Source organism: Streptomyces sp. NPDC056503 (assembly GCF_042794995.1).
GTDB lineage: Bacteria > Actinomycetota > Actinomycetes > Streptomycetales > Streptomycetaceae > Streptomyces.
Window position 1 is genome coordinate 1 of record NZ_JBHTST010000090.1, and the last position, 16214, is coordinate 16214.

The window sequence follows — 16214 nt, forward strand, 5'->3', positions numbered from 1 at the left end:
GGCCGGCGGCCGTCCCCGCCGGTTCCACCTCCCGGAAGCGGCGGCCCCGCCGCCCCTTGTAGAGCAGGGCCTCCCAGCCGAGCCGGCCGAGGGCGTCGGCGCAGGCCGCCAGGGCGTCGGCCTCCTGCCCGGCGGCGCCGGAGCCGGGCGGCCCCAGCCACTCGACGACGGCGGTGGCCGGCCGCTCCCCCGCCCGCACCCGGTACCCGGTCGCCGTCCTGGTCCCGCCCGCGTCCACCGCCGACGGTGCGAGGCCGCCGGCCTCCAGGGCGAGGGCCACGGCCCGGACCGGCCGCCTCCGCTCCCACACGGCGGGGACGGCCGCGCCGGCGCCGCCCGGGCCCGCGGTCAGCCGGCGGATCTGGCGGAGCCCGTCGAGGGCGGACCTGACCTCGCGGGAGCGCTGGTCGGGGTCGCCGGCGAGCGGGGTGCCGTCGCCGGTCGCCGGCTCGAACGCGCCCCCGGCTTCCGGGTCCCGGCTCACAGCAGCCGCCGGATCTCGCCGCGCACCCGGTAGAAGCCGCCGGCCGCCGGATGCAGCGCCTCGACGACGTACCGGGCGCCGGGCTCGCGGATGGCGCGCGGGAACTGCACGTTCCACGACGGCTCGTAGCCGTGGCTGACCACCCGGACCCGGCTGCGGCCGCCCTCCCGGAGGCACTCGACGACGATCGAGCCGGCCGGGGCCTCGCTCACCGAGACGACGGTGGCGACGGCGGAGGCGGTGGTCGCCGGGGTGTACGTGGGCATCGCGGCGGCCAGCTTGACGTCCCGTACGACCGGCACGCTGCCCTGCTGGGCGGCCTCGATCGCCGCCTCGCTCGCGTCCACGCAGACCAGCGAGCCGTCGGTGGTCACCAGATAGAGCCGCTCGTCGCGGTACTGCATGGAGAGCGCGGAGCCGCCGCCGGTGGAGAGCTTCCACAGCCGGGTGCCGTCCTGGGCGAAGCAGTAGACGGAGGAGGACGAGTCGCCGGCGAAGACGAACCGGCCGCCGGGCGAGGTGGCGCAGGAGTACACCATCGCGTCGCAGCCGTAGACGGCCTCGACGCGGCCGTCCGCCTTGGCCAGCCGCTGCACCTTGCGGTGGCCGGTCCCCGCGTAGACGGCGGCGGCCTCCTGCCAGCCGAAGAGCACCGCGCCGTCGGTCGCGGTCCGCCACAGCTCGCCCGAGCCGTCCGCCGCGTACGCGGTCACGCCGCTGGTGTCGCCGTAGTAGACGGCACGGCCGTCCGCCCGGACCATCCAGGCGTACTCGCCGCGGCCGGAGCGGGACCACTGGTGCTCGTCCTCGTGGTCGATGACGGTGAGCCGGCCGGAGCGGTCGGCCACGTCGAGGACGCCCTCGTGGATGTCGAGCCAGAAGATGTCGACGTCCGCGCCGATCTCGTAGGCGGCGAAGGGCAGCTTGGAGGAGAGGTCGTAGACCTTGCCGTCGTCGCAGCCCGCGTAGATCCAGAAGTCGTCGGCGACCAGGCACTTCACGCCGTCGGGCAGGCCGAAGCGGGCCAGCACCTCGCCGCCGTGGTCCAGGGTGAAGACGTCCCCCGCCTGGTTGCCCACCCAGATCCGCTCCTCGTCCACGTGGATCCCGAAGGCGGCGGAGCCGGTGCGGAAGCGCCAGAGGACCGGGGCGACGGCGCGCGCCGTGGAGGGCGCGGAGCCGACCGCCCGGCGGGTGACGGAACGGGCGGCGCGCCCGCCCTGGACGGCGGGGGCGTAGCCCTTGCGGACCTTCTCGCCGATCTTCCTGGCCGCGGCGGCGCGCGCCTTGTCGGCGGTGGCGAAGGTGGAGCGCTGGGTCTGTCCGGCCGCGCCGATCCGGCCGTAACGGACCGACACCTCCAGGCCGTCGACGGTCACTTCGTAGAACTTGTGGGCACCGCCGCCGTCCTGGGACAGCTCCAGATAGGTCGTCGTCGTCATGGTCCGAACGGTAGGGGCACCCACTGACAACGGCCTCCCGTGAACCCCTGGCCACGGGACCGAGGCCCCGCCCGGGCCCCCGCCCGGCCCCCGCCCGGCCCCCGCCCGGCCCCCGCCCGGCGTCCGGATCCGGGGCCGCGGCGGGCCGGTTCAGCCGGTGACGCGCTCGATCCAGGCGGTGAGGTCGGCCACGACCTCGTCGCGGTTGGTCTCGTTGAGGACCTCGTGCCGGGCGCCCTCGTAGCGGTGGTACACGAGGTCGGTGAGTCCGGCCTCGCGGTAGCGGGCGACCAGCAGGTCGCTGTGGGCGAGGCGGGCGTTGAGCGGGTCGCGGTCGCCGACGAAGAGCGCGACGGGCAGGGCGGCGGGGATGCCGGCGGGGGCGGCGAGGCGCCCGGCCGCGTCCGCCAGCTCGGCGAGTCCCTGGAGGTCGAGGCCGAAGCCGCAGAGCGGATCGGCGAGGTAGGCGTCGACCTGCTCCTCGTCCCGGCTGAGCCAGTCGGCCTCGGTGCGGACGGGGGCGAAGGGCGCGTTGAACGCGTCGAAGGGGCCGTCGCCCGCCCGGGGGGCCTCGGCGAGGGCGGTGAGGAGGGCGTCGACGGCGGTGGTGCCGGAGAGGGCGACGCCGTCGACGAGCTCGGCGTGGTCGAGGAGGTACTGCTGGGCGGCGAACGAGCCCATGCTGTGGCCGAGCAGGACGACCGGGACGCCGGGGTGCCGGTCGCGGGCGGCGCGGGTGAGGGTGGCGAGGTCGTCGACGAGGAGGTTCCAGCCGCCGTCGCCGAGCCGGCCGGGGCCCGCGTGCGCGGAGCGGCCGTGGCCCCGGTGGTCGGCGGCGTGGACGGCGTAGCCGCGGGCGGTGAGGTGCCCGGCGAGCGGGTCGTAGCGCAGGGCGTGTTCGCCCATGCCGTGGGCGATCTGCACGACGCCGCGGACGGGGCCGTCGGGCAGCCAGCTGTGGACGTGGACGCGGACGCCGTCCTGGGAGGTGAAGGTGAGCATGGCGCGTTCCGGCTCCTCTGTCCGCTCGCCGATGGGTCACGCCACCGTACGCGTCGTTCGGCATTGCCGAACAAGGGTGCGGTGGCGTGATCCGTGTCTCAGGCGCTCGACGAAGCCGCCGCCTTCGGGTCGGCCTTCGGGTCGCTCGTGGAGTCGGCCTTCGGGTCGGCCTTCGGTTCAACTGCGGCCTCGGCCTCGGCCTTCGCCTTCGGGTTCTCCACGACCGTCACCCGGCCCTTGCGGAGGGTCGCGAGGCGCGGGGCCCGGCGGGCGAGGGCGCTGTCGTGGGTGACCATCACGAAGGTCAGGCCGTGTTCCTTCCAGAGCCCTTCGAGGAGGTCGGCGATCTCGTCGCGGGTGGACTCGTCGAGGTTGCCGGTGGGCTCGTCGGCGAGCAGCACCTGGGGCCGCTTGACCAGCGCGCGGGCGATGGCGACGCGCTGCTGCTGGCCGCCGGAGAGCTCGGAGGGCAGATGGGCCAGGCGCTCGCCGAGGCCGACCGACTCCAGCGCCTCGGCGGCCCGGCGGCGGCGCTCGGCCGCCTTGACGCCGAGCGGGACCAGGGCGGTCTCCACGTTCTCCTGGGCGGTGAGCGTGGGGATCAGGTTGAAGCTCTGGAAGACGAAGCCGATGTACTGGCTGCGGACGGCCGTGAGCCGGCTCTCGGAGAGCTTGGCGAGGTCGGTGCCGTCGAGGAACACGCTGCCGGCGGTGGGGCGGTCGAGGCCGCCGAGCATCTGGAGCAGGGTGGACTTGCCGCCGCCGGTGGGGCCCTGGATGACGAGGCGGTCGCCCTGCGCGATCTTCAGGTCGATCCCGGCGAGGGCGTCGACTCTCTTCTGGCCGCGCCGGTACTGCTTGGTGACGCCGATGAGTTCGTACATGAGTGGGACTCCTGGGGTGCGGGAGGTGCGACTCCCGCGGTACGGGGGTGGGCGGGGCGGCTACTCGACGCGGCGCAGCGCGTCGGCGGGGCGCAGCCGGGAGGCGCGCCAGGCGCCGAAGGCTCCGGCGACGAGGCCGCCGACGAGGGCGAGGAGCACGGCGAGTCCGACGGTGGTGAGGCTGACGGGGGCGGTGAGCGCGATGTCGACGCTGCGGCCGGCGGCGGTGCGCGTCATGCCCGGTCCGCCCATGCCGCCGCCCCCGAAGGCCGCACCGCCGCCACGGCCCGCGAACCCGCCGGTGCTCGCGCCGAGTTCGGCGGTGAGGGTGGGGCTCACGGCGGTGACCGCGTAGGCGCCGGCGAGGCCGACCGCGATGCCGAGGGCGCCGCCGATGACGCCGTTGACGAGGGCCTCGCCGACGACCTGGCGGGTGACCCGGCCGCTCTTCCAGCCGAGCGCCTTGAGGGTGCCGAACTCGCGGACGCGGCGGCTGACGGCGGAGGAGGTGAGGAGTCCGGCGACGAGGACGGCGGCGAGGAGGACGGCGTACGAGAGCCACCGGCCGACGTTGGAGGCGAGCCCGGCGGCGGTGTCGAGGGAGCCGGAGACGGTCTGCGCGAGGTCGGCGGAGGTGGTGACGGTGGTGCCGGAGACGTTCTTCTGGATGGCGGCCTTGACCGCGTCGATCCTCGTCGAGTCGGCGGCCTTCACGTAGACGGTGGTGACCTTGCCGGCCGAGCCGGAGAGGGTCTGGGCGCGCTTCAGCGGGAGGTAGACCTGGGCGGTGGACTGGCCGCTGTCGGCGGTGGCGATGCCGATGACCTCGAACTTCACGGCCTTGACGGTGAGTTCGTCGCCGACGGCCAGGTCCTGCTGCTGCGCGTAGGCGCTGTCGACCACGACGACGGCGGCGTCGGTCTCGGTGGTCTCGAAGGTGCGGCCCTCGGTGACCGTGGAGGTGGTGAGGGGGCCGAGGTCGGGGGTGGTGACGTCGGTGCCGTAGAGGGTGAAGGAGTCGACGTCGAAGGCGGCGCCGCCGCCGGTGACGGTGTCGCCGGGGCTGCCGCCGGAGCCACCGGAGCCGCCCTGTCCGAAGCCCTGCCCCTGCCCCTGGGCCTGGCCCTCGCCGCGCTGGATCTGGCCGCGCCGGAACTCGCCGTTGATCTTCAGGTTGACGAGGCTGAGGCCGCCCACCGCGCGGTCGACGCCGGCCTGCTTCGCGACGGTGGCGACGGTGGAGTCGGCGAGGGTCTGGAAGCCCTGGACCATGAGCCGGTCGCTGCTCTGCTCCGCGCCGTCGTCGCCTCCCTGGAACTCGAACCGGGGCCGGGTGGGCTGCGCGCCCTCGACGGGCCGCTCCTGAGCCTTCGTCACCGTCAGGTCCGTACCGAGCCCGTAGAGGGATTCGAGGACCTTGCCCTGGGCCTGCTTCATGCCGGCGGAGACCGAGGTGACGACGATGACCAGCGCGATGCCGAGCGCCAGGCCGGAGGCGACGACGAGCGCCGCCTTTCTGCGGCGGCGCAGTTCGCGCCGGAGGTAGGTGAAGAACATGGGCGCGAAGGTAGGGGCGCCGCGTGAGGCCGGGATAAGGCCCGCGTGAGAGCCGGATGAGAGCGCCGACGACCATCCCGGGACGAGCCCTGGACAAGCCCCCGTTCGGAACCTACTCTCCAGTAAACCTATTCAAATCGTTGAATAGCCCTGTACGCCGTGGAGGCTCCGTGCACCCCTTCCGTACCGCCGTCGAGAACCGCGACGAGGCCGCCGTAGAGGCGCTGCTCGCCGAGGACGTCGTCTTCACCAGCCCGGTCGCCTTCAAGCCGTACGCCGGGAAGGCGATGACCGCGGCGATCCTCCGCGGGGTCCTGCGCGTCTTCGAGGACTTCACCTACGTCCGCGAGATCGCGAACCCGGACGGGCGCGACCACGCCTTCGTCTTCACCGCCACCGTCGACGGCAAGCTGGTCCAGGGCTGCGACTTCCTCCACTTCGACGAGGACGGGCTGATCGACGACTTCACCGTCATGGTCCGCCCGCTCTCGGCCGCGCAGGCCCTCGCCGCCGCGATGGGCGCCCAGTTCGACCGGATCGCCCGGGAGGCGGCCGGGGCCTGAGCGGGCGCCCCGGCGGGCGTCAGGCCAGCTTCTTCAGGACCTCGGCCGCCAGCGCGGTGGAGGAGGCGGGGTTCTGGCCGGTGACGAGGGAGCCGTCGACGACGACGTGCGGGGCCCACGGCTCGCCCGCGTCGACGTCGATCCCGGCCTCGCGGAGCCGGGTCTCCAGGAGCCACTTCGCCCGCGCGGCGAGGCCCGCCTGGGTCTCCTCGGCGTCGGTGAAGGCGGCGACGCGGCGGCCCGCGAAGGCGTTGGCGCCGTCCTCGCCCACGGCGGCGAGGAGGGCGGCCGAGCCGTGGCAGACGACCGCGAGCGGCTTGCCGGAGCCGAGGGCGTCCACGAGCAGCCGGCCCGACTCCGCGTTCACGGCCAGGTCCTCCATCGGGCCGTGGCCGCCGGGGTAGAGGACGGCGTCGTACTCGGCGAGGTCCACGTCCTCCAGGCGGAGCGGCGCCCGCAGGGCCGCGAAGGCGTCGAGGGTGGCGGCGACACGGTCGGCGCCCTCGGGGCCGCCGTTGGACTCGGGGGCGAGGCTGCCCCGGTCGACGGTGGGGACGACGCCGCCGGGGGTGGCGACGACGACCTCGTGGCCGGCCTCGGTGAACGCCTCGTACGGGGCGGCGGCCTCCTCGGCCCAGAAGCCGGTGGGGTGCTTCGTGCCGTCGGCGAGGGTCCAGTGGTCGGCGCCGGTCAGTACGAAAAGGATCTTCGACATGGGTCTGCGGGCCTCTCGGTCGTGGGAGCGGGGCGGGGCCGGCCCGGGCCCCGTTCCGGGCGATCACCGGGCCGGTGATGGTTCGACCGTAGGGGCGGCGACCCAGAGGAATCCAATAGGCTCGGACATGTGGACGATAGGAATTCCGATGGGTCGGCGGGAATACCGGCGGCCCCCGCGCACGGGAACGGCGGCCCGCCGGACCTGAACCAGCTGCGGACCTTCCTCGCCGTGTACCGGGCCGGGGCCTTCACGGCGGGCGCCCGGATCCTGGGCCTGTCGCAGCCGACGGTGACCGCGCAGATCAGGGCCCTGGAGGGTCGGCTCGGACGGGAGCTGTTCGAGCGGCGGCCGCGCGGGGTGGCGCCGACGCCGTTCGCCGACGACCTCGCGGCACGGATCATGGGACCGCTGGACGCGCTGGGCGCCGCCGCCGGCACGGCGGCCGGGCCGGACGAGGACGGGCCCGCCGAGCCCGTCCATCTGGCGGGCCCCGCCGAGTACCTCGCGCACGGCGTGCTCCCGACCCTCGCGCCGCTGGTGGAGCGCGGGGTGCGGCTGCGCGTCGCGTTCGGCCTCACCGACGGACTCCTCGACGAGCTGCGGGGCGGACGGCACGACCTGGTCGTGGCGACGGCACGGCCCCGGGGCCGCAGCCTCGCCTGGCTGCCGCTCTCCGACGAGGAGTTCGTGCTGGTCGGCGCGCCGGTGTGGGCGGAGCGGATCGGCGGCCGGATCGCCGCCGAAGGACCGGCCGCGCTGCACGGGGTGCCGCTCGTCGCCTACGCCGAGGACCTGCCGATCCTGCGCCGCTACTGGCGCCATGTCTTCGGCCGGCGCCTGACGGCCGTGCCCGCGGTCACCGCCCCGGACCTGCGGGCGGTGCGGGCGGCGGTGGCGGGCGGCGCCGGGGTGAGCGTGCTGCCCCGCTACCTGTGCGCGGCGGAGCTGGCCTCGGGGGCCCTCGTACCGCTCCACCTGCCGGAGGACCCGCCGATCAACACCGGCTTCCTGGTGCACCGGCCGGGCCCGCCGGCCCACCCGCACGTGACGCTGGTCCGGGACCATCTGGTCCGGCACGGGCGGGAGACCGGGGAGCGGCCGGCCGGTCAGTAGGTGACGGTGATCCGCCGGGCGGGTCCGTCGACGCGGGCGGTGCCGCCGTACGGGATCACCACCTGCGGGTCGGTGTGCCCGAGGTCCACGTCGAAGACGGCCAGCGTGTCGGGGGCGTACGCGTCGAGCGCGCGGAGCACGGCGGCGCGCTGGGCCTCCCGGTAGGCGGCCCGGGCGGCGGCGTCGTTCGGCGCGTCGAAGGACCAGGCGCGGGCCCGGCCCATCAGGAGGGCGGGGAAGCGGGCGAGCAGGCCCCGCTCCCCCATGGCCCGGAGGATCCGGAACACCTCGTCGGCGGAGGGCAGCAGCTCGGAGGTCTCCAGGACCAGCACCCCGCCCTCGTACGCCTCCGGCTCCGCGATCTCCCCGCCGGCCATGAGGAGCTGGGCGACTGTCTCCAGACAGCCGCCCCAGGTGCGGCCCTCGACGACCCGCTCGGCCCGGTGCCAGATCCAGGGGCCCGCGGGCTCCATGACGGGGGCGGAGTCGAAGGTACGGGGGTCCTCCCAGGGCCGCTCGACGTCGTTGGTGTCGGTCGGGGCCGGGAGGTCGTAGGGGCCGAAGCCGAAGAGCGCGGCCCGGACGGAGGCGTCGGTGACGGGGTGGACGGCGCCGGGCCGGCCGAACTGGGTCATCACGGAGGCCCCGTGGTAGCCGACCACGCCGAGGTTCCACAGCCGCATCAGGAGGTTGGTGTTGTCGCTGAAGCCGAAGAACGGCTTGGGGTGGGCGCGGATCAACTCGTCGTCGAGGTACGGAAGGAGAGTGATCTGGTCGTCGCCGCCGATGCTGGCGACGATCGCCTTCACCGTGGGATCGGCGAAGGCGGCGTGCAGGTCGGCGGCCCGGTCCCGGGCGGACGCGCCGAGCCTGCGCGTGGTCGGGTACTCGACGGGCACCAGCCCGTACTCCTCCGACAGCCGCCGCAGCCCCGACTCGAAGGGGAGCGGCAGCACTTCGGGCAGTCCGGCGGCGGGCGACAGCACGGCGATCCGGTCACCGGGGCGCGGCTTGGGCGGTACGACGATCTTCGGCATCTGCGCACCCTAGCCGCGCGCCGGCCGCGGCCGCCCGGCTATTTCCCGGGCACGCGCGGGTGCGTCAGGAGGTGTGGGCGAGGGGGTCGGCGAGGACGTCGCGCAGGACGAGGGCGGCGGCGCCCCGGGCCGCGTCGGTGGCCGGGGAGGCGGCGCGCAGCCGGCCCGCGCCGGCGGGCCAGAGCCCGGAGACGACCCGCTCGGCGAGCTCCGCCGTGACGGCGGGGGCCAGCCAGGGCATCAGACGGGGGTAGATGCCGCCGAGGACGACGGCCTCGGGGTCGAGGAGGTTGACCGCGCCCGAGAGGGCCCGGCCGAGCATGCGCCCGGCCTCGGCGAGGGCCGCGAGCGCGCGCGGGTCCCGGCGCTCGGCACGGGCGACGAGGTCGTCCACGTCCGCGGCGTCCGCCGCGCGCAGCAGCGCGACCTGTCCGGCGTACTGCTCCAGGCAGCCGCGCGAGCCGCAGCGGCAGCGCGGGCCCTCCGCGTCGACCACGAGATGGCCGATCTCGCCGGCGAAACCGTGGGCGCCGCGCAGGAGTTCGCCGTGGACGACGACGGCGCCGCCGACACCGGTCTCGCCGGTGAGGTGGAGGAAGGTGCGGGGCGTGCCGGGGGCGCCGAAGCGGAGTTCGGCGAGGGCCGCCATGTTGGCCTCGTTGTCCGAGGCGACGGGGAACCGGCCCGCGGCGGGGCGCAGCGCGGCGAGGGCCTCGCCGAAGAGGCGCTCGGCGGGGGTGTCGTGCCAGCCGAGGTTGGGCGCCTGGCGGACGGCGCCGCCGGAGACCAGGCCGGGCAGGGCGAGGGCGGCGCCCGCCGGGGCGAGCCCGAGGAGGTCGGCCTCGGCGAGCGCCTCGGCGGCCACGCCGGCGGCGCGGGCGAGGACAGCGGGGGCGTCGGCGCGGTTGTCGAGCCGTACGGTGCGGCGGACCCGGTCGGTGCCGGTGAGGTCCACGAGGCAGACGGAGACGTACGCGACGTTGATCTCGACGCCGAGCCCGGCGGGCCCGCTCCCGGCCGGCTTGAGGACGGTGCCGGGCCGGCCGGCCTGGCCGCTGAAGGTCTTGCCGGACTCGACCAGGAACCCGAGGTCGAGGAGTTGTTCCACGAGGGAGGAGACGGCGGGCCGGGTGAGGCCGACACGGGCGGCGACGGCGGCCCGGGTGGTCTCGCCGGCGTCGTGGACGGTCCTGAGGACGAGGCTCAGGTTGTGCCGACGCACGCCCGACTTGTCGGCCTTGGGTTCCGTGGGCTGGTTCATGGTGAGCGAGAGCCTAGTCGCCCCTTTCGCTCGAACAGAAATGCTCCCGCCGGTCGCGGAACCACCCCTCCCCGGGCCCTCGCCCGACCGGAAAAGAGTTCGGTCACCGAACTCTTCCGGCTACGCTGCCGTCCATGACGCTTCCGCGCGACTACCGCGGCCAGAGCTGCTCCCTCGCCCGCGCGATGGAGATCGTCGGCGAGCGCTGGACGCTGCTGATCCTGCGGGACGCCTTCTACGGGGTCCGCAGGTTCGGCGAGTTCGCCGCGCACCTCTCCGTCCCCCGGGCGGTGCTCGCCGACCGGCTCGCCGGGCTGGTCACGGCCGGGGTCCTGGACCGCCGCCAGGAGCCCGGCGCCGGCCGCCGCGAAGTGTACGTCCTCACGGAGAAGGGCCACGGACTGTGGCCGGCCGTCCGCGCCCTCACCGACTGGGGCGAAGCGCACTACCCGGCGCCCGGCGGCGGCGCGCGCCGGATCTTCCTGCACCACGCCGACGGGGCGCCGGCCGGCCCCGACGGACGCTGCTCCGGCTGCGGGACCACCGTCCCGCCCGGGGACCTCCTGGTCGCCCCCGGCCCCGGGCTCGCCCCGCCCGGCGACGACGCCGACCCGGTCACGGCGGCCCTCGCCCGCCCGCACCGGCTGCTCACCCCGCTGCTCCCCACGAGAGGAACCCCATGAAGATCCTGGTCGTCGGCGCCGGTGCCACCGGCGGTTACTTCGGCACGATGCTGGCCCGCTCCGGGCAGGACGTCACCTTCCTGGTCCGGCCCGGCCGCGCGGCGGCGCTCCGCGAGCGCGGCCTGCGGGTGACGGGCCGGGACGAGGAGTGGGTACTGGACGCGCCCCGGCTCGTCACGGCCGGGGAGGAGCCGTCGGGCGGCCCGTACGGCCTCGTCCTGCTCGGCGTGAAGTCCACCGCCCTCGACGCGGCCCTGACCGACCTGGCCCCCTTCGTCTCCCCGGGCACGACGGTGCTGCCGCTGCTCAACGGCATGGCCCATCTCGACGCGCTGGAGGCCCGGTTCGGCGCCGGCGCCGTCCTCGGCGGGGTCGCGAAGGTGGTCACCACGCTCGACGACTCGGGGACGATCCGGCGGCTCGCGCCCCTGGCCCACCTCGCCCTCGGCGAACGCGACGGCTCGCTCTCGCCGCGCGTCAAGGAGATCCGTACGGTCCTGGAGGACGCGGGCATCGACGCGCCCGTGCCCGCGTCGATCCTCACCGCCATGTGGCACAAGTGGGTCTTCATCACCACGATCGGCGCGGTGACGAGCCTGATGCGCGGCACCGTCGGCGAGGTGTACGACGCGCCCGGCGGCTCCGGGCTGGGCCCCGCGGTCCTGGCGGAAGGCGCGGCCGTGGCCGCGGCCGCCGGACACCCGGTGCCGGAGGAGGAACGGGCGGCGACCCTCGCCGTGGTGTCGGCCCCCGGCTCCCCGATGGTCCCCTCCCTCTACCGCGACCTGGCGGCCGGCCGGCCGACCGAGGTCGAGCACCTCTTCGGCGACCTGACCGCGCGGGCCCGCGCCCTGGACGTGCCGACCCCGCTGCTCGACCTCGCCACCCTCCACCTGCGGGTCCACCAGCGGCGGATCGACGCCGCCGGACACGGTCAGTAGGCTCGGCGGACCGGGACGGGAGCAGAGGAGACAGAGTGTTCGTCAAGGTGTGCGGGCTCGCCACGACCGCCGACATCGACGTGGCCGCCGAGGCGGGCGCGGACGCGATCGGCCTCGTCGTCAGCGGGACCAGCGTCCGGGGACTCGACCGGGACCGCCTGCCGGCGCTCGTCGCGCACGTCCCGGCCGGCGTGGTGTCGGTCCTCGTCGTCAACGACACCCCGGCCGCAGAGGCGGCCCGGATCGCCGCCGACCTGGGCTTCGACGCCCTCCAGCTGCACGGCCGCGCCTACGGCCGCGCGGAGTTCGAGACCGCCGCGGCCGTCCTCCCGCGCCTGTGGCGGGCGACGGCGCTCGCCGACGGCCCCGACACGCGCGTGGGCGCGCTGGGCGAGGAGGTCCTGCTGCTCGACTCGCCCAAGGCGGGCTCCGGTTCGCGCTGGGACCTCTCGCTCCTGGACACCGCCCGCCCCGAGGGCCACTGGCTCCTCGCGGGCGGCCTCGCCCCCGGAAACGTCGCCGAGGCGATCGCCACCGCCCGCCCCTGGGGCGTGGACGTCTCCAGCGGCGTGGAGTCGGCGCCCGGGGTGAAGGACCACGACCTGGTCCGCGCCTTCGTCGCGGCGGCGAGGACCGCGCCGTGAGAATCGCGCCGTGAGAACCGCGCCGCCCGCTCAACCCTTCGGCGTCTCCGCACGTCAGTAGGGGTGAGGCACGACGTACTACCGAGGGATGAGGGGGCCGTGATGGTGGAGGAACTGGCGGAGGTCGTGGTGAGGGCGGCCGGCGTGGCGGCGCGTGGCGTGGCCTCCCTGCTCTCGGTCCCGGAGACCTACTCGGCCGCGGCGGAGTTCGTCGCCGCGGAGGCCGAGCGCCCCCGCAAGCGTCGGGACGAGAAGGACCAGGACGCCGAGAAGGACGAGAAGGACGAGGACGCCGAGAAGGGCCGCGAGGAGGCCTAGGACCGGCCGTCGGGGGCGGCGAAGACCCGGGCCAGATGGGCGGACAGACGGGCCGGATCCGGGTCGGGCAGCCGGGCTCCGAGGTGGCCGTCGGGGCGGATGACGAAGGCGACGGGCCGGCCGCCCCCGGTCGCGAAGCGGGCGGCGAACTCGCCCGCCGCGTCCCGGTACACGGGCAGCGGACCGGTGCCGTGCGCGGTGTGCGGGGCGTCCGGCGGGACGAGCGCGCAGACGTCGACACGGCCGCCGGTGGCACGCCACGCCGTCGCCGCCAGTTCGTCGCGGCCGGCGACGCCGCCGGAGCCGTACCCCGTCCCGTACAGCAGGAGGACGGTGGGGCGGTCGCGGAGGACGTCGAAGAGCCGGACGGGGTAGGCGGCGATGGGCCCGAGGAGGCCGCCGCAGTCGGGGGCGCGGTCCCCGGGTCCGGGGCCGGGGCCGTCGTCCGGCGGGTCGACGGACGGGCTGCCCCGGTAGCCCACGAGGAGCTGCGCCTCGCGGAGCATCAGGGTCCCGGGATCGTCCGGGTCGGCCTGTACGCCGCCGGCGGTGGCGTGCCGCACGGTGCGGCCGACGACCTCCCGGCCGACCGGGCGGCGCTCCGCGTCGTAGCCGGCGAGCAGACCGGGCGCGGCACGGCCCTCGACGGCGAGGGCGAGCCGCCAGGCGAGGTCGTACGCGTCCTGGATCCCGGTGTTCATGCCCTGGGCGCCGGTCGGCGGATGGATGTGGGCCGCGTCCCCGGCGACGAACACCCGGCCCTCGCCGTACCGGTCCACGATCCGGTGGCCGATCCGGAACACCGAGGCCCACCGGAGCGCGGAGGCCGTGGTGCGCTGTGGCGAGAGCCGGTCGAGGACGGCCTGGATGTCGGCGAGACCGGGCGCCGTGCCGCCGCCGTCGAGTCCGTGCACGACACCGTCGGCCGCCGGCTCTCGGGTGGACGGCCCGGATGATCCGCGCGAGTCGGATGAGTCGGATGATCCGGGTGGTTCGGATGATCCGGGTGGGACCCGCATCGACATGCGGTAGCGGCGGTGGCCGGGGAGCGGGATGCAGACGAGGACGTCGGCGACGGCTCCGGCGTCGTCGAGGCGCATCGAGCGCAGGCTGTACCCCTCGGGCAGGTCCCAGTCGACCTCCACGTCGCCCAGCATGTACTCCTCCGGGAACGCCCCGCCCTCGAAGGAGAGCCCGAGGCCCTTGCGGACGGTGCTGTGCGCGCCGTCGCAGCCGACCAGATAGCCCACCCGCAGCTCCTCACCGGCCCCCGTGGCGTCGGTGAGGCGGGCGGTGACGCCGTCCGGGTCCTGCTCGAAGGCGTCGAGGACGGTGCCGCGTTCGATCCGGGTGCCGTGGCGGAGCAGCGCCTCTTCGAGCAGCCGCTCGGTCTCGTACTGGGGCAGGGCCGCGAAGCCGTACGGCACCTCCGGCGGCAGCACCAGGTCGTGACGGCCCCGCTCGACGCCGTCGACGTACACGTACTGGCCGCGCATCGGGACCGCCGCCTCCAGCGCCGCCCGGACGATGCCCATCCGGTCCCAGACCTCCAGGGTGCGGGGCTGGACGCCGACGGCCTTGGCGTACGGCAGGCGTTCGGGCAGCCGGTCGACGATCCGGCACGCCACGCCCTGGCGGCGCAGCTCCAGGGCGGCCGTCAGCCCCACCGGCCCGGCCCCGACGACGAGCACCTCCGTCCCGCCGGCGCGTGCCGCTGATCGGGTGCTGTGTGCCACGGCGCCTCCCGGGCGTGCGGCCCCCGAACGGGTCGTTTCCGTCCCATGGTCGCGCCGGGGTGGGGAGGGGCGCCAGTCGACTGCGGGGGGGGCGAGGGCAGGGGCAGGATCCTGGATCCAACATCTCGGACCCAGAGCCCAGAGTCCGAGATGTTGGATCTCGGACCCTGGATGTTGGATCCCGAATGTTGGATCCCGGATCCAGGCCCCTGGATGCAGGCCCCTGGATGTTGGATCCACGACCGGGATCAGCGCATCCGAAATGTTGGATCCCCAGCTCGCTTCAGGACAGCAGCCCCCGCGTCGCCGCCGCCAGCACCCCCTCGATCCGCCCCCACGTCTCCTCGTCCCGGGGCACCGCCTCCAGCGTCTCCCCCGCTCCCGTGCCCCACGCCGTGGCGACGGCCACCGGGTCCTCGCCGGTGGCCGCGCCGGCGGCGAGGGCGGCGGCGCCGAGGGCGACGAGTTCGCCGGCCGCGGGGACGACGAGGGGTCGGCCGGAGAGACGGCGGACGGTGTCGGTCCAGGTCCGGCCCCGGGCGCCGCCGCCGATGAGGCGGAGCGGACGGTCGCGGACCGCCGGGTCGGCGGGGTCGAGGCCGCAGGCGGCGAGGAGGCCGTCGAGGGCGCGCAGGACGGTGAAGGCGGCGCCCTCGTAGGCGGCGCCGAGGACGGCGCGGGGGTCGGTGGTGTGGCGCAGGCCGGTGAGGAGGCCCGAGGCCGCGGGGAGGTCGGGGGTGCGTTCGCCGTCGAGGTACGGGAGGACGACCGTCTCGCCGCCGGGGAGGGCGTCCTCGCGGTCGAGGCCGAGGAGGGAGGCGAAGCGGTCGACGGCGAGCGTGCAGTTGAGGGTGCAGCCCAGGGGAAGGCAGGTGCCGTCGGTGGCGGCGAAGCCGGCGAGCGCGGGGTCGGCGGGGCGGGTGCGGGTGGACGCGAAGACGGTGCCGGAGGTGCCGAGGCTGACGACGGGGTGGTCGAGGAGGCCGGCGGCGCCGAGGCCGAGGCCGACGGCGGCGGCCATGTTGTCGCCGGTGCCGGCCGCGACGGCGACCGTGCGGGGCAGGCCCAGGGCCTCGGCGGCGGCCGCGGTGAGGCCGCCGGCCCGGGTGGCGCCGGTGGGGGCCACTTCCGGGAGCCATGCGGGGCCGAGGCCGAGGAGGTCGAGGAGGGCGGGGTCGTAGGCGCCGTCGGCGGTGGAGTACCAGCAGGTGCCGGAGGCGTCGCCGGGGTCGGTGACGGCCTCGCCGGAGAGGCGTTCGGTGAGCAGGTCGTGCGGGAGGCGGACGGCGGCGGTGGCGGCGGCGTGGTGGGGTTCGCGCTCGCGCAGCCACTGCCACTTGGCGGCGGTCATGGAGGCGACGGGGACGGAGCCGGTGCGGTCCAGCCAGGCCTTCGGGCCGCCGAGGCGGTCGGTGAGGGCGGCGGCCTGGGGGGCGGAGCGGGTGTCGTTCCAGAGGAGGGCGGGGCGCAGCGGGCGGTGGTCGGCGCCGAGGGCGACGAGGCCGTGCTGCTGGCCGGCGACGGCGATGCCGGCCACGGCGGCGGGGGCGGCGCCCGCCTCGCGCACCGCCGCGCGGACGGCGGCGACCAGGGCGGTCCACCACTCCTCGGGGTCGCTCTCCCGGGCTCCGCCGGTGCCGGTGACGGTGTGCGGGGCGCGGCCGAGGCCGAGGACCTCGCCCGTGGCGGTGTCGACGGCGACGGCCTTGGTGGACTGCGTGGAGCTGTCCACGCCGATCACGACGGAGCGGCTGACGGGCACGCCCTCACCTCTTCTCATCTCTGCGGCTTCGCGGGGTCTGGCGCCGTCGGGCACCGTTGGCGTATTAGT

At 75.8% G+C, this 16214-nt stretch carries 16 protein-coding genes; 6 read left to right on the plus strand and 10 right to left on the minus strand.

Features of this window, described 5'->3' with window-relative positions; all coding sequences use genetic code 11:
• The 5 genes from ACFQ8C_RS24490 to ACFQ8C_RS24510 all read right to left on the minus strand — a co-directional run.
• Positions 1-484: hypothetical protein (locus tag ACFQ8C_RS24490; protein ID WP_383461324.1), on the minus strand; the 484-nt coding region annotated here is incomplete at its 3' end.
• Entirely contained in the window at positions 481-1926 is a 1446-nt protein-coding gene (locus ACFQ8C_RS24495) for a WGR domain-containing protein (RefSeq protein ID WP_383461326.1), read from the minus strand. The genes ACFQ8C_RS24490 and ACFQ8C_RS24495, both read right to left, overlap by 4 nt.
• A 150-nt stretch (positions 1927-2076) precedes the next feature.
• Positions 2077-2928 (minus strand): alpha/beta hydrolase, encoded by an 852-nt coding sequence (locus tag ACFQ8C_RS24500; RefSeq protein ID WP_383461328.1) that lies wholly within the window; start codon positions 2926-2928, stop codon positions 2077-2079.
• A 98-nt stretch (positions 2929-3026) separates the two neighbouring features.
• Positions 3027-3812 (minus strand): ABC transporter ATP-binding protein, encoded by a 786-nt coding sequence (locus ACFQ8C_RS24505; RefSeq protein ID WP_383461330.1) that lies wholly within the window; start codon positions 3810-3812, stop codon positions 3027-3029.
• Positions 3813-3872: 60 nt separating this feature from the next.
• The gene (locus ACFQ8C_RS24510; RefSeq protein ID WP_383461332.1) at positions 3873-5369 is read right to left on the minus strand and encodes an ABC transporter permease; all 1497 of its coding nucleotides are present in this window, start codon (positions 5367-5369) and stop codon (positions 3873-3875) included.
• A 170-nt stretch (positions 5370-5539) separates the two neighbouring features.
• Here ACFQ8C_RS24510 and ACFQ8C_RS24515 point away from each other — a divergent pair, with 170 nt between their 5' ends.
• Positions 5540-5932, plus strand: coding sequence for a nuclear transport factor 2 family protein (locus ACFQ8C_RS24515; protein WP_383461334.1), 393 nt, complete (start codon positions 5540-5542; stop codon positions 5930-5932).
• Positions 5933-5951: 19 nt separating this feature from the next.
• Here ACFQ8C_RS24515 and ACFQ8C_RS24520 read toward each other — a convergent pair whose 3' ends face one another.
• Positions 5952-6647, minus strand: a complete 696-nt coding sequence (locus tag ACFQ8C_RS24520) for a type 1 glutamine amidotransferase domain-containing protein (protein WP_383461335.1) — start codon at positions 6645-6647, stop codon at positions 5952-5954.
• A 129-nt stretch (positions 6648-6776) separates the two neighbouring features.
• Between ACFQ8C_RS24520 and ACFQ8C_RS24525 the strand changes: the two genes are divergently transcribed.
• Positions 6777-7763 (plus strand): LysR family transcriptional regulator, encoded by a 987-nt coding sequence (locus tag ACFQ8C_RS24525; RefSeq protein ID WP_383461337.1) that lies wholly within the window; start codon positions 6777-6779, stop codon positions 7761-7763.
• Here ACFQ8C_RS24525 and ACFQ8C_RS24530 read toward each other — a convergent pair.
• Positions 7757-8800, minus strand: a complete 1044-nt coding sequence (locus ACFQ8C_RS24530; protein WP_383461339.1) for a S66 peptidase family protein — start codon at positions 8798-8800, stop codon at positions 7757-7759. The genes ACFQ8C_RS24525 and ACFQ8C_RS24530 overlap by 7 nt on opposite strands.
• 64 nt (positions 8801-8864) lie before the next feature.
• The gene (locus ACFQ8C_RS24535) at positions 8865-10061 is read right to left on the minus strand and encodes an ROK family protein (RefSeq protein WP_383461341.1); all 1197 of its coding nucleotides are present in this window, start codon (positions 10059-10061) and stop codon (positions 8865-8867) included.
• Between the two features lie 134 nt (positions 10062-10195).
• Between ACFQ8C_RS24535 and ACFQ8C_RS24540 the strand changes: the two genes are divergently transcribed.
• The 4 genes from ACFQ8C_RS24540 to ACFQ8C_RS24555 all read left to right on the plus strand — a co-directional run bounded on the left by ACFQ8C_RS24540 (position 10196) and on the right by ACFQ8C_RS24555 (position 12647).
• Positions 10196-10744, plus strand: coding sequence for a winged helix-turn-helix transcriptional regulator (locus ACFQ8C_RS24540; protein ID WP_383461342.1), 549 nt, complete (start codon positions 10196-10198; stop codon positions 10742-10744).
• The gene (locus tag ACFQ8C_RS24545) at positions 10741-11685 is read left to right on the plus strand and encodes a ketopantoate reductase family protein (protein ID WP_383461343.1); all 945 of its coding nucleotides are present in this window, start codon (positions 10741-10743) and stop codon (positions 11683-11685) included. Before ACFQ8C_RS24540 ends, ACFQ8C_RS24545 begins: the two co-directional genes overlap by 4 nt.
• A gap of 35 nt (positions 11686-11720) precedes the next feature.
• Positions 11721-12329, plus strand: a complete 609-nt coding sequence (locus ACFQ8C_RS24550) for a phosphoribosylanthranilate isomerase (protein WP_383461345.1) — start codon at positions 11721-11723, stop codon at positions 12327-12329.
• Between the two features lie 102 nt (positions 12330-12431).
• Positions 12432-12647 (plus strand): hypothetical protein, encoded by a 216-nt coding sequence (locus ACFQ8C_RS24555; RefSeq protein WP_383461347.1) that lies wholly within the window; start codon positions 12432-12434, stop codon positions 12645-12647.
• Here ACFQ8C_RS24555 and ACFQ8C_RS24560 read toward each other — a convergent pair.
• On the minus strand, positions 12644-14383 hold the full coding sequence (locus ACFQ8C_RS24560) for an FAD-dependent monooxygenase (RefSeq protein WP_383461348.1): 1740 nt from the start codon (positions 14381-14383) through the stop codon (positions 12644-12646). The two genes, ACFQ8C_RS24555 and ACFQ8C_RS24560, sit on opposite strands and share 4 nt — an antisense overlap.
• A gap of 283 nt (positions 14384-14666) precedes the next feature.
• Positions 14667-16163, minus strand: coding sequence for a xylulokinase (gene xylB / locus ACFQ8C_RS24565; protein ID WP_383461350.1), 1497 nt, complete (start codon positions 16161-16163; stop codon positions 14667-14669).
• Between the last annotated feature and the right edge of the window lie 51 nt (positions 16164-16214).